This window comes from Acinetobacter calcoaceticus ANC 3811 (assembly GCF_000399665.1).
In the GTDB taxonomy this organism is placed as follows: domain Bacteria; phylum Pseudomonadota; class Gammaproteobacteria; order Pseudomonadales; family Moraxellaceae; genus Acinetobacter; species Acinetobacter calcoaceticus_B.
On record NZ_KB976986.1, the window covers coordinates 1,593,084 to 1,607,684 of the forward strand.

9 protein-coding genes and 2 pseudogenes are annotated in these 14,601 nt (G+C 36.9%); 3 read left to right on the plus strand and 8 right to left on the minus strand.

Annotation, left to right across the window (positions count from 1 at the left end; genetic code table 11):
• Positions 1-242 precede the first annotated feature (242 nt).
• The 6 genes and pseudogenes from F935_RS08795 to F935_RS08820 all read right to left on the minus strand — a co-directional run.
• Positions 243-929, minus strand: a pseudogene (locus F935_RS08795) (RHS repeat-associated core domain-containing protein); the annotation flags it as partial.
• 397 nt (positions 930-1,326) lie between these two features.
• Entirely contained in the window at positions 1,327-1,584 is a 258-nt protein-coding gene (locus F935_RS19055; RefSeq protein WP_016138603.1) for a hypothetical protein, read from the minus strand.
• Positions 1,585-1,756: 172 nt separating this feature from the next.
• Positions 1,757-2,239 carry a hypothetical protein gene (locus F935_RS08805; protein WP_016138604.1) on the minus strand — a complete coding sequence of 161 codons (483 nt, stop codon included), beginning with the start codon at positions 2,237-2,239 and terminating at the stop codon, positions 1,757-1,759.
• A gap of 6 nt (positions 2,240-2,245) precedes the next feature.
• Entirely contained in the window at positions 2,246-7,132 is a 4,887-nt protein-coding gene (locus F935_RS08810) for an RHS repeat-associated core domain-containing protein (protein WP_016138605.1), read from the minus strand.
• Positions 7,133-7,144: 12 nt separating this feature from the next.
• On the minus strand, positions 7,145-10,312 hold the full coding sequence (locus F935_RS08815; RefSeq protein WP_016138606.1) for a type VI secretion system Vgr family protein: 3,168 nt from the start codon (positions 10,310-10,312) through the stop codon (positions 7,145-7,147).
• A gap of 103 nt (positions 10,313-10,415) precedes the next feature.
• A complete protein-coding gene (locus tag F935_RS08820) occupies positions 10,416-11,312 on the minus strand; it encodes a LysR family transcriptional regulator (protein WP_016138607.1) in 897 nt (298 codons plus the stop codon).
• Between the two features lie 98 nt (positions 11,313-11,410).
• Here F935_RS08820 and F935_RS08825 point away from each other — a divergent pair, with 98 nt between their 5' ends.
• Positions 11,411-12,751, plus strand: coding sequence for an MFS transporter (locus tag F935_RS08825; RefSeq protein ID WP_016138608.1), 1,341 nt, complete (start codon positions 11,411-11,413; stop codon positions 12,749-12,751).
• The gene (locus F935_RS08830) at positions 12,744-13,145 is read left to right on the plus strand and encodes a hypothetical protein (RefSeq protein ID WP_016138609.1); all 402 of its coding nucleotides are present in this window, start codon (positions 12,744-12,746) and stop codon (positions 13,143-13,145) included. The genes F935_RS08825 and F935_RS08830 overlap by 8 nt, the downstream gene beginning before the upstream one ends.
• 50 nt (positions 13,146-13,195) lie before the next feature.
• Here the strand turns inward: F935_RS08830 and F935_RS19225 are convergent.
• A pseudogene (locus F935_RS19225) lies at positions 13,196-13,295 on the minus strand (hypothetical protein); the annotation flags it as partial.
• Between the two features lie 213 nt (positions 13,296-13,508).
• Positions 13,509-13,862 carry a winged helix-turn-helix transcriptional regulator gene (locus tag F935_RS08835; RefSeq protein ID WP_016138610.1) on the minus strand — a complete coding sequence of 118 codons (354 nt, stop codon included), beginning with the start codon at positions 13,860-13,862 and terminating at the stop codon, positions 13,509-13,511.
• 92 nt (positions 13,863-13,954) lie between these two features.
• Here F935_RS08835 and F935_RS08840 point away from each other — a divergent pair, with 92 nt between their 5' ends.
• Positions 13,955-14,491 carry an NAD(P)H-dependent oxidoreductase gene (locus tag F935_RS08840; protein WP_016138611.1) on the plus strand — a complete coding sequence of 179 codons (537 nt, stop codon included), beginning with the start codon at positions 13,955-13,957 and terminating at the stop codon, positions 14,489-14,491.
• Positions 14,492-14,601: the final 110 nt, after the last annotated feature.

Genomic DNA, 14,601 nt, shown 5'->3' on the forward strand with positions numbered 1-14,601 from the left:
AGAATCATCTATTTTACATAAATTAATACCAACAATCTTTGCAGCATGTCTTTTTGCATAAAATTGAGCCGTCACTAGCGACTTTGTCGTCGATATAAATTGAGTTCTATTTTTCCATTTTCCACATGTTCTTGAACTGTATGAGGATTATTTAAACTTTTCGGTGTAAGATCTTTATTTTTTAATGCTTCTTGAGTTTGATTCTCTGTCAATGCTCGATAAACTGTACCACAATGCTTTTTCAATCCTAATGAATCAACCCAATTATTAGGATTCGGTGCATATTCATAAACATTAAATCCACCCAATAATCCAATCGGGTCTTTAGAAATAAAACGCCCTACATACGACGAACAATAACGATAGCGATTGTAATGTAATCCTGTCTCTTCATCAAAATACTGACCTTGGAAACGGATATTATTTGAAATAATTTCACTGTTTTCGAAGAAATTCGACTTAGCTTTCTCTGCTTTACACTCACCCCAAGCTTTATATTCGGCTTTCCAAATAATTGAACCAGTATGGTCGGTCATTTCCTGCGGTGTACCTAAGTGGTCACAGTGATAGAACCATACATCATCAAATTCTTTACCCTGTTTTTCAGTTTTCCAAAGCGGGTCACGGTGTATGTTATAAGGTCTATCTGACCAATCTGGAGTTTGGTGTAATTCTATTGGACTTAAATAAACAGTCTGTAGAATTGGCACGAAACTGTCTTTTTCATAGATGTAATGCTTAGTCAGTTTCTCTGTGGACTCATAAGCAAGCGTATCGCCATCCCATCCATAAATGATGTTCTGCTCTTGACCTGTATAGTGATGTTTACTCCGCTTTTGAATACGACGACCTAAAGCATCATAGCGATATTCTGCCGTATATTGACTATTACGGCTCTTCACCATACGGCCATAGACATCCCACAATAAAATTTGATAGATTCAGATTTCTTCTTTGTTTAATTTTTAGTGTTGTGATGCTTATCACTAACCAGATGTAATGATTTACTTATCCAAAGTATATTTCCGAAAATTAAAGAAATTATCAATTTTAATTAAGACTGAATTATCCAGTCTTAATTCCACAACACTAAAAAAGTTCTTGATTTATAATTTAAATCCACTCTTTTACATTTTTCAAAATATTATCCTCATTGATTGACTCATCTAATTTATGATAAACATCTATCAAGATTATATTTAAAAATTCACGAACATCCAAAATATTATAAAAACTACAATTCCTCATAAAAATTAATTTATTCTTTTTTGCTACCTCATATAAACCTAGCCCAATTTTATATTCAAATTTCTTGCATTCATTATTTTATATCTCCGGATAAACAGAAACATCAGTAACAAAATTATAAATTGAATTATTAATTTTCCTTTCCAACTTAGCATAAAAAATATTTTTATAGAGATAAATCTCTGACATCATAAATTTATCATCTTCATTTAACTGATTTAACCAATTACAATTGACATCGTAAAGATAGTTCTTAGAAATAAACCAGCTTGAAGAAATATTTAATGGTAACAAAAATTCTTTATTTAAAAAATATTCTAAATCATTCACACTCATTTTAAGCCTTTTAATATAAGAATCACAATTTTCTTTGATATATCACACCCATAGAGTTCATTTATTAATGAGACTTCAACCATCATATATGTAATCACCTTTTCCTCATTAAAAATATTATTTCTCTCAATGCCAAAAAATAAAATCCAGAGTTTAATTATATTTTAAAAATTCAATTAAAATTTACAAAATAGTCATATATTACCCCATCATAAAATTCATTTTTTTCATTAGGATAATCAGCACACCCTTCAATTTTAACAAATTTCTTAAAATCCAGATTAGATATTGCAAAATAATCAATATCTAATAAATTGATATTTTGCAATACTTTTTTTATATTGTCTTTTGTATCTTTTAAAATTGGAAGACTTGTATTATAAAAATTAGAGCCTAGTGAAACATCAGGAAATATTACATATAACTGTTCATTACCATTAAAATAATCTAGATATTTTTCAAAAAAAATCATTTCGACTTTTCTTTTACAATCTACTTTTAGCTTTTCTTGACACTCAATATTTTGCAAAATTAGTGTAGTTTCTGGATAAAAAATTAAATTTTCCACATCGAATTGGAAATTATTTTTATTTAAAAATAATTTCCAATTTTTTCTTTGGCTAAATACTAATTTTTTTGTCTCAAAATTATTCATAATGACCTACTTCGATGCATGCTCTACTGTGATTCCACCAGTTTGATATTTCCAAGCACCATTATCAAAAGTCTCTGGTTTATTATCACTATTAAGTCGTTTAGGTATACCAACATGCCAATGTGCACAAACATGCTGCTTATCAGGTTGATGATGACTAACTATTCTATAGGATTTTACATCATTTGGATTGGCACCAACTTTATATAAATATTGCTCCCATCCATTTACTTTCCTTTGAGCTATTGGCTGACTTGAAACAGGAATTCCATTTTTAAACAATGCAAGCCTCCTTGCTTCATTTTTTGAAATTGTTGCTTTACATTTTGTAGTTTCTTTATCAAATTCACCGCTTTTAGGTATTCCACTTCCTGTCTTATGTTGCCCGCCTCTTGATTTCTTTTGTAAACCTAATGGATCTATCCATTCAATAGCATTCGGTGCATATGCATAAACATTATTACCACCCAATAATCCAATCGGATCTTTACTTACAAACCTACCTACATATGGGGAATAATAACGATAGCGATTGTAATGAAGCCCTGTCTCTTCATCAAAATACTGACCTTGGAAACGGATATTATTTGAAATAATTTCACTGTTTTCGAAGAAATTGGATCTTACTCTCTCCTCTTTACACTCACCCCAAGCTTTATATTCGGCTTTCCAAATAATTGCACCTGTATGGTCAGTCATTTCTTGCGGGGTACCTAAATGGTCACAGTGATAGAACCATACATCATCAAATTCTTTACCCTGTTTTTCAGTTTTCCAAAGCGGGTCACGGTATATGTTATAAGGTCTATCTGACCAATCTGGAGTTTGATGGAGGTCTATAGGACTTAAATAAACAGCCTGTAGCATCGGTACAAAACTGTCTTTTTCATAGATGTAATGCTTAGTCAGTTCCTCTGTGGACTCATAAGCAAGCGTATCGCCATCCCATCCATAAATGATGTTATGTTCTTGACCTGTATGATGATGTTTACTCTGCTTTTGAATACGACGACCTAAAGCATCATAGCGATATTCTGCCGTGTATTGACTATTACGGCTCTTCACCATGCGGCCATAGACATCCCACTCAAGGTTTAAATCACCTTGGCTCGTTTTTTGTCTTACGAGTTGTCCATAAGCATCATATTGGTATTGTTGATCTAGATATTCTTTAACTACGTTATTAACCAAACGATTATAACAATAGCCTGTTTCGTCTAGCTTTTGTGAATGGCTTTGAGCCTTCTGACTATGATACGAATCTATAATGTTACTGGCAGGGTCGAAGTTAAACGTTTCTTTTCCAAGTTTACTGCTCGCTTCAAGTAAACGACCTACAGGATCGTACTTATAAGCAATATTGCCACGGCGAGTATCTCGAATTGCCGTTAGCTCACCTGTTTTGTCATATTGATAAAGACGCTGTACCAATTGACTGGTCTGCTCTAATGCATTGTTGTGCGGCTTATATTGGTTTTGATAGCCATTTTCATGTTCACTCAACATCATTTGGCTTTTCAAACGACCTGCCAAGTCGTATTGCTGTTCTTGACTCACTCCGTTGGCATAGTGACGTGCAATTTCTCGATGTAAATCATCACGCTCAAAGCTAACAAGGTCTTGACCATTCACGATCAAACTTTGTACATGACCGCTACCATAGGTCAACCAGTCAATAATCTGCCCGTCTGGACGAGTCGTTTTGATTCGATCATTAATTTCGTCATATTGGTGTTTCCACACCGCGGTTTTATTGATTTTATAATCTTGCTGGTGTTCCCGTACTAAATTGCCAGCCGCATCATAAAACCATTGTAAATTGCTTTGAGCATTTTTAGCTTGAATGATTCGCCCCATATAATCATAGGCAAATTCTTCAGACTGTTTTTCTTCAAGTTCTAAACCATAGTGACCATAACCCGCAGTACGCTGTTCTAAACGCCCCATACTGTCAAAAATAAATTGTTGAATTCGGTCTTTTGATGCAGCTCGGTCTTTGAGGTCTTGTCCATAAGCAGATGCAACTTCAATACTTGTTGCAAGTTGGCCCGAGTTTTCATTGTAGTGGTAAACCGTCTCCTTACCATCAAAGTCAATTTCTTTAACGAGTCGGCTTGCGACATCATAGAAGAATTGGTAACTGGCACCATTTTCATTAATGAGTCGGGTGAGACGTCCCAATCGATCCCATTTATATTTTAATTTGTGGTTTAAAGCATCTGTACGAGACAGAATTAAACCCGCCTCATCATATTCATAGCGAGTGATGTTCTGTTTAGGATCTACATGTGCCAGTAAACGCCCTTCAGCATCATGAATGAAGTGTTCTTCTGTGCCATCAGCATGTTTAATCTTTTCAAGTTGACCAAAAGCATTCAGAGGTAAACCCTTTATAATTGGTTCTCGATTTTCTAAGGTAAGTTCAGTATAAAAATACTCAACTTTTTGTTTTAATGCATTTTCAATGCTGATTACACGACCACGCTCATCATATTGCCACTTGGTTTCTTTACCTGAACAATCCGTATAACTGATTAAATTCCCTTGATCATCATATTTGAGTGACTTACTTCCACCTTTAGCATCTGTAATGGAAGTGACTAAGCCCATGGCATTATACGCATAACCCGTTTCATGCTTGAGCGGATCAATTTCTTTGATCAGGTTTCCAGAACCATCATATTGCTTAAACCAACGTCCCTGTTCTGCATCAACCATACCAGTGAGTTGATTTTTTTCATCATATTCAAAATAACTCGTCGCCCCATCATCTTGAGTTGTTGTCAAGACATTACCGCGCTCATCATAAGTATAAGAAGTTTTAGAACCATCTTTGGCGATATGTAAAGTGATGTTCTTAGCATTGTCTCTAAAGAACCACTCTTCAAAATTATCAGGATAAACAATACGGTAAGTATAACCATCAATATCGTAGTAATGTTCAGTGCTATTCCCTTCAACATCTAACACTGTCGTTTTTCGGATATTCTTATCCCATTCCAACTTTGAGGCACTGCTAGCGTTATCTGCCCACTCTTCAATCGCTTTTGAAGTAGGTAAAATACCATCCCATTTTAGGTTCATCCCACGATGAGTAAGATCTGTATAAAGTGTAATTAAATGATGGGTATATTGATAATAATAAGAAGCTGAAAATTCATTTATCGCCTGAACCAAGTCACCTTGTTGATCATAGTCATAACTTGCCAATACACGATCTAACTGACCATTTTTGATTGTCCAAATATCGGAAACCAAACCCTGTGGAGTTAATTGCAAAGCTAAATGAGCCAGCAAATTATCGTCCTGTTTAAATAAAATGTCCGATAAAATTGTTTTATTATCGATAGAAACATGGTCATAACGTAAAGCGACTTTGAAACCATTTTTACGTTCTATATAGGATAGACGGTAGTCCTCACCGTATTTTTCATAATAGCGTTTCTCTTCTTCACCGTAGGCAATTAAATGAAGCTGATCGGATAAAACTGTATAAGTGTATTGCTCGATAGGGTCGTAAATACTTTGACCCGTCTTTAGGTCAGGTAGATCGATTGCTCGGCCATCTAAACCAATGTATTCAAGCCCATTTAAATAGTCTTTGTAATCATTCTTCTTTGGACTATATTTAAATTTACGAGAAATTTTTGTAGTAAATGGAGTAACCCAACGTGCTCCAAAAATAGAGTCATCCATCTGGTAAAGGTTTGAAGCATAGGTACGGCCAATGCTGTCCTCAATTACGCCACCAATTTGTGCATCGACATGAGTAAAGAACTCTGTACCCATTGCAAAGCTAATTGAACCACCTGTTCCCCCCATACAGTTTTTACACTGATTGGCATTGTTTTGCGCTTCCGCTTGTTTAGTTGTTTTATCAGTTCTAGTTGATGGATGGCTTGCACTAGCTTTTGTCGTTTCTTTGGCCTTAATCTGAGCTTTCTTTTGCCGATGTTTTGCAGCAACCATTCCCATGATGCTAAATAGCCAACCAATGGTCCATAAAGTATTAGGATCACTTAAACTATTTACTTTTCCTTGTGCAACTTGTCCTATAGCTCTTATTTTTGCGCCTAAAGCTAAAATTTTAGCTCGTGCTTCATCAGAGACTACTAAATTGGCTAGGTTGACATACCCTTTACCTACAGTCTTTGCAACATTTTCAGTAGCATATTTGGCATTGTTTACTATACGGGTTCCATCAAGTTCAAATATTCCTTTTATAACTCCTAAAGACTGCTGGCCTGCTCGCTTAAGGTTTGGAAGTCCATTTAAAGAACCGCTGACTAATTTCTTAAAGCCGTCATCAATAGTTTTTGTTAATAAGACAATCCAATTACCAACTTCTTTTAGAACCTGATTAAGTAAACTTTGCCCTTTTTTAGCAAAGTTTTCTAAAGTACCCGCTACATTTTCAGCAATAATGGTCGTTAAAAATACACTTGCGCTGTCTTTAAATCCTGTACTTAAAGCTTTTTTTACTTCTTGAGAAGTTAATGTTTTTTTACCTAATTTCTTTGCCTGCGCTTTGATAATTTTTTCTGATTCATTCTTTACATAAAATAATGCTGGCCGTGCTGCACCACGCACAGAAGGTCCAACCGGTCCCATTGGTACCAATCCAATAACATCGATTCCCAAATTCAACCAATCAAAAATCTCAACTTTCTCAAGACCACCTTTATTGAGCATACTTATGATATCAATAATGATATCGCCAACAGCAAAGGCACTTCCTAAAACAGGTACACTTCTACAGATTGTCTCTAGTCGGTCAACTGTAACCACACCATTTGTATATTCCTTAAACCATTTATCAACTGCTGCTTTCTTTGCAGTTAAATCTTTGGGACTAAAAGTATTTAAAGGAGCAACGACTGAATTTTGTGACATGTTCTTCTCAAATTATACAAACGTTTCAAAAGGTGATTGGATTTTTGTTATTGCTGTTTTGTCAGAGCTTGCTTGAGTCAACATTCGGAGTGGATTACTCTGCTGACTTGAAGGCATAAAGCTATTTTGACTAACAAATGATTGGCTTAACCTAGATCCATCACTCCCTCCTAAAACCTGTTCAATCGCCATTGGTAGTAATGCTTGGGCACCTTGATCTTTAATTTTTTTAACCGATTCAATCTTCTGCTGTACAGATTTCACATTGTCCGCAAGTTGACTCAACTTTTTAAAGTCATTTTTCAATGTTTCAGTTAAACCTTTACTGCCAGATGCAATACCAATGCTGCCTTCTGCATCATTTTGATTTGGCCACTCTACCTTACGTTTAAAATCACTTGCCTCATCCCAAGGATTACGAGGATCTGGATCAAACAGAACCTTCACTGAACCCGTTGCCAAACCTGAAACACGAGCAAATCCTTTATCGTCTAACTTTCCATTAACGACTTTGCCCAAATTATCAGTTACGGTATAACCAGCCCCTTTAACAAATGCTCCATGTGAATAGTCATGCAAAAGCTCAAGTACACCCTGCCCACGTTTTGGCGGAGGCGGTAGTGAAGAACTAAAATTCGCACTTCCTCCCCCCATAAACAAATGCTGCCCAGCTTTTACCTTAAACTTGCCACCAGTGACAGGGAAAATTCCTGAGCCATTAATCTTGATTTGAGATCCACCCGCCGTGATAACGATTTCTTTAGAAGCACTAATTTCAATTTTGTCTTCTGTTGAAATAATCTGCACAGCTTTACGGGCAATTAAATCTGCTCCATCGCCTTGTGCTTGTATCTCGACTTTGCCTTTGCCTGCATAGAGTCTCGCCCCTTCTTGAGCCGAAAAAAGGCTAATTTTATTTTGGGCGTGTGCAATCAGGTTCTTTTGCGTAGTCAGGTTAATGCTATCACCAGCGGTTTGACTTAACTGAGCATCTGCGCTGAGGTGAATGTCTTCATTACTGGCTAGAGCAATACTGTTAGGTGCGGTTAATATCATCAAGGCTTGCTTAAAAGCGGCAGCTTTGTCTTGATCTTTTTCTTCAATTTGTTCTATGAACGTTTTTAAGTTCTCAAGAACTTCCAATGGATCAGTTTGCTGATTTTTAGCAACTTCACTAAGTGCCTTGGCATTGTTGAGGCCGCCTTCAATTTGTTGTTTGGCCTCATTTGCATCTAGATGTACGCCTTGAGCTTGGTCCTGTTTGTGGGTACTAACGAGTAAGCCACTGCCAGCTCTTACCGCACCCCACTGGTCTGTTCTGAGTTCAAAACCTTCACCACGACCTTCACTCTCTGCCTTGTCTTTTGGATGGCTTAAGTTACCCAAGTTGAGCTGACTGGCTGCATGGCTACTTTGTAGCTGGGCACTGATTTGCCCTGTGGTGTCATCAAAACGGAGTTGGTTAAAACCTTTGCCATCAACTTCTTCGGAGCGAATGCCACTCAGTTTTTTGGTGTCGGGTAACTGGCCTTTCTGGTCAAACTGAGTTGGATGGCGTTCAGCTTCGTGAATACGGCCCACCACAAATGGGCGGTCAATATTGCCGTCAAAGAAGTCGATGACAACAATCTCACCGACACGTGGTAAGAAGCGTGCGCCATAACCCGCACCCGCCCAAGGAGTGAGTACATCCACCCAAGCGGAGTCGGTATCATTGTCGTTACTGCCTGCTCCACCGTCATGACTATGGTCGTCAGTTCGGGTAAACAGGAAGCGAACTTTAATACGTCCCCACCGGTCGACATGGATGCTTTCGCCCTCTAACCCAACCACTCTAGCGCGCTGCGGGTAAGCAGCTGGTCGGTGTTCTAGCTGGCTATATTCAGGCACAGCTTTAATATTGCGACGAACAACGTTCAGCTCAGCAAAGTGGCGCTGCTCAGGGTTTTGGCTGTCGAGTTGGGCTGCCTTGAGCTTGTCTTTTGGCAACAGACGCTCAAGTTGCTGTTGTAATTCTTTCGGTAAATTATTCTGGTTGTGGTAGTGCTTGCTTAAGATTAAAAATTCTTTATCAGCACTATCATGTTGGTCGAGTTCTGGATGGTCATTGAGTTCAAACCAGTAACCCACTTGTGCATCACGGACGTTACCTGAAATGGTAAATTGTTTAGAAGTCAGGTGATGGTAGGCATTAATGTGCTGGTTTAACTGTTCAATCTGACTATTGCCTGAAGCTGTAGCTTGATCTTCACCGTTTAAGTCCTGCATCCACGCTGGGCTAACATGCCATGCATCTTCAAGGTTTAAGCTAGCATTGTCATAGTGTTCGCTGTGCTTTTGTGTGCCCTGTACGCTACCACTGCCTTCTTCTTGTTGGAGGGCATCGGCTTGCCAACGTTGGATATGAACCGACGTCGGCTGTAGGCTTCGTTCTGCCTTAACTTGGGTAATGGTGTCGAACTGTTCTGTGGCACTACTGCGCTGGTAACGTAGGCTACGGCGTTCAAGGGCTTGATAGTTTTGGTTATCGTCAATTAAACGCAACACTTGCGGCTGAATAGAAACATTCGGGTCAGCAACCAAAAGCTGAGATTCATCGACTAACCAGTTAATGCCTTCACTACGCCACAGACGGGTTAAAAAGTCATAGTCGCTTTCGTTTGACTGCATCACAAATGGACGCACATCGTAGTCTTTCGTTAAGCCAGATGTGTCGAGCGTTAGACTTGAGGCAAATAAAGAGCTTTTCCCCTGCCATTCCTTAAATAGAATTTCGCTAATATCCCGCACGCTTTTGTTCATAAACACGCGGCTATTACGGCGTTTATACCAGAGTGCAGTTGGGTCTTTTAAGGTGAGATTATAAATGGTGAGTGAGCCATCACTTTGCCCTTGGCTCGCTTCGGTAATAATGCCTGTGGTTCTAAAAAACTGACCCATGTCAGTGACTTGATCAACGGCAACCTGACAGCCAATAAATTGTTTTAATGCAATATGCGCGTTTGTCGATAGGCACAGTAACTCAGCAACGCTGCCTTGGTTGAGCGTATGCTCGCCTTCAATGCGTTGCAAGAAGACTTGATTGTTTAATGATGGGTTGGAAAATTGCACATGAAGTACGCGATTCTGTGCGACCAAACCTAAACTATCTAAAATTTGAAATATTTTATGGGACATCATTATTATAAAACTGAGTCATAATCATCGATATTTTATAAAAAACAGACAGAATTGTCTATTTATATAAAATTGCTTATCTTCCACAACTTACATACTTTTCAGTTTATCTAAAAGAAAGACGGGTTATTAAATAATCTATAAATGCTCTCATTTTGGCTGGTAAATTAGAGGTATGAGGATAAAGTAATTGAATACTTTGTAGGGGTAATGAAAAGTCAGGAAATAACCGAATTAGGCGATTTTGTTGAATATCTTCATCAACTAACCATGCAGGACAAATCGCCACACCTAAAGATGAAAGAGCCATTTGATGAATTGCAGTGACCGAGTTTGATTCATACTGACTTCGAATAAAAGGTAATGAATATTGCTCCCCCAAACTGTTTTGCAAAATATATTGTGAATCTTGCCAATTTAATAAGGTATGGCCAATCCAAGGAACATCCGCTAAATCAGATATATTTTTTATAGGATGGTCTTTTATAAACTGCGGAGTAGCCACAAGATAAATTGGATATTCTCCGATTTTTCGAGTTTTTAGAGATGAGTTTTTTAAATTTCCTAGTCGAATAACCAGATCTAATTTTTCAGTCACTAAATCATCAAGCGATGAATTAAACGAATACTGTAAGCGTAAATGTGGGTAAAGCCGACAAAACTCAGGAAGCAAAGGCAGAATGAAACGTTGGCCAAACTCATTGGTAGAGGAAAACCGTAAAGTGCCTGTAATGCTTGTACCTAAGTGTTGGCTTCGTTCAAATGCCTCATCAATCTGAAGTTGGATTTGTTTAAAATCGTCATAAAAATGCTGACCAATTTCAGTTAAAGCAATATTACGGGTGTTGCGAATTAATAGGCTTGTATTGAGCTGCTTTTCTAATTGTTTTATATCAATACTCACCATTGATCGGCTTAAGCCTAAAATTTCAGCAGCTTTGGTAAAAGAGCCAGAATCAACGACTTGTAAAAAACTAGTAATTTGCTTGAGGTTTTTTTGCACAATTAAGCCAATTGTTTAAAATTATCAAACAATGATTTTACTTCGCTTGCATCGACAATAAAAGAGCTAGATCTTACCCTGCCTGCACGGAGGTAGGTATGTCTTATCGATATAAAATAGCGACAGTGTTTTTACTTGGGTTCTTTATTGATTGCATCAACATTTTTATGTCTGCAATTGCATTGCCTAATATTGCATCGTCATTTTCAGTTAGCCAATCCATGGTCGCTTGGGTAACAAATGCTTATATTCTCGGTCTCATTTTAATTATGCCCATGAGTTTATGGTTAGCCACCAAACTTGGGAACCAAAAATTATTGTGTTATTCGATGCTGTTATTTTCGATAAGCATTTGCTTTATTGGCTTTAGTGAATCGATTTATAGCTTAATTTTTTGGCGATTTATTCAAGGCGTAGCTGGAGGCTTATTAATTCCAGTCGGGCAAGCTCTCGTATATGCATTCTTCCCGAACCAAGAACGCCAACGCATTTCTACTATGATTATGGCAATTGCACTGATTGCACCAGCTTTTTCACCTGCCATTGGTGGCATAATTATTGATTCATTAAATTGGAGATGGGTATTCTTATCTAACCTTCCTTTTTCTTTACTGGCAGCAGCTCTGGCATGGTTATGGATTAAAAAGACAGAGAAGGTATCGAGTGAAAAACCAGACATAAAAGGCTTGGTTATTTTTAATATAAGCCTATTATCTTTATTACTCTCCTTTTCATTCTATAGTGATTACCATAACGTCACACTAGCTATAACTAGTTTTCTAATTTCAGTCGGAATGCTTATTTTTTACATTCGGCATGCGAAAAAAATTTCCCATCCTGTTCTTAATCTTCAGTTATTAAAAAATAAAAATTTACGTAATGCATTTATTGTCTATTACGCTGTTCCGGGTATTTTTACAGGCGTTAATTTACTCAATATTTTTAATTTACAACTTAACTTCGGCTTTAATGCAAAACAAACTGGTTTATTTATGTTGCTCTATGCAACTGGGGCACTCACAGCCATGATTAGTGGCGGCCTGCTCTATCAACGGTTAGGAAAAAAGTATCTTCTTATTATTGGAATAACCCTACATAGCCTTGGCATATTTCTTTTGTTTTGTATTTCAAACACTAGCCCTTTGAGCTTTTTAGTAATTGCTTATTTATTGATGGGTATGGGTGGCGGTCTAAGTGCCAATATTGCCCAAATTAGTTCACTGATTGATTTTTCAGGCCAAGATTTATTACAAGGAAGTGTGCTCTGGAATATTAATCGACAAGTTTCATTTAGTGTCGGTACTGTTGTTCTCATTTCGATATATAACTTGATGTTTGGCTCAAGCGATCTGCTTCGTTATCAACATACTTTTTTAATTGCAGCTTTACTCTGCTTACTCTCACTCATTCCCATTTTAAAGGAGAAAACCCGTGTCTAACCAAATGGATCAAGCCATTCAAAGTGTCATTGACCTACATGTTTTAATAGAAAATGTATTTACAGGAAAAAATGCAGAGCAAAGTCTGAGCCCGCTTTTAGGTAGCTTTGATCAAAATTTTAAGATGGTAACGGTTCAAGGTTACAGCATTGGTTTCGCAGAAGTGAATAGTTTATTTAGCCAAAATATTGGAAAAAAACCTTCTTTAAAAATCGATATTATTAAGAGTACAGCTTTATACGAATTTGAAAATTATTGTTGGGTGCAATATCAGGAACATCAGCAAACGAGTGAAACCGAAACATTACGCACTTCGACGGCCGGCATTAAAGTAGAAGGTGAAAAATGTTATTGGGTTTACTTACATGAAACTTTAGTTCCTTCATCTTCTTAGCTCATCTAGAGTACCTTAAAGATGGCATCTATTTTGCTTAACAATATTACATGAAAGCCAATGACATCAATGTTGTCTTTGATTGCAAAAGGCAGACCATATTAGAGGCAAGTCAGCAATATTCTGGTCTTTTAAAACATCAATTTGTGTCTAGGTTTTACATCGTTCAGATCGCACCTCTAACTTGGTATTGCCAAATTCAGTTTTTATATTACTGATATGAGATGCAGAAAATGTGCTAGTTTTTAAGCGTGGTTTTGATAGGCTTGGCTCAAATTTGTGAGTAATTTTTGGATATAAATTAGCCCCATGCAAAGAGATGGGGCTAATATTTACATTTTTAAGAAAGTTAATTTTTTAATCTTATTTCTGATTAATCATCGTATGTGCCCATACCGATAAAGACTCTAAAACAGGCTTGAAAGTCTGCCCCAATTCGGTCATTTCATAGACAACCTTAATCGGTGCTTTTTCACCATAAACTGTTCTGGATATTAAGCCGCTTTGCTCTAACTGTTTAAGTTGAAGGCTTAAGGTCATTTCTGTGATAGTTGGCATTAATTGATTGATTTCATTAAAACGTTTTGGCCCATCTTTTAGATAATACAAAATAACGCCTTTCCATTTTCCACCGACCAAGTCCATAGCCATACTGATATGACATGGATACGTTTTTCCATTCATGCTGATTTCACATTTATTTTCAGTTTTTGCCATTTTTGACGCTACCTATCAACTTTGATAGTTATTGTACGCTAATACTATAAAAATTATAGTGACTATGATTTTTATAGTTACAAGGCATTATTATGGCTTTACTTATTTTGGCCCATCCCTACTACGCTCAATCAATTGCAAATAAAACAATTGTGAATGAACTCCTTAAAACCTACCCAGACCTTGAAGTACGAGATATTTTCCAGCTTTATCCGGACTATAAAATTGATGTCAGTGCTGAACAAGAAGCGTTGTTACGCCACGACACCATCATTCTGCAATATCCGATGTTCTGGTTTAATATGCCGGCAATTTTAAAATTATGGTTTGATGAAGTTTTTACTTATCAGTTTGCTTATGGCTCTGAAGGCGACAAATTAAAAGACAAAAAAGTCATTATTAGTATGACGGTCGGGCAAAAAGAAGCCGACATGGTGAATGACCGAGAAAACTTAATTGATAGCTTTTTAAAAGCAGTACAATATTCAATTCAATATACACAAATGCAATTAAGCAGCACATTCTTGCTTTATGAAGTTTCGCCTTTATCAGGTCATTCAGAGTCTGAAATTAAGTTAAAAGCTGTTGAACATGGTCATAAAGTACTAAAGCGTTTGACCGAAGCATAAAATTTAAAGAGAGCATCAATATCGATGCTCTTTTTTGGTTTAAGCGACAGGTGCTAATCAAAATAAAAAAGCCCCTTTCACTAAGAGGCTTAAGAATGAATTATAAGATT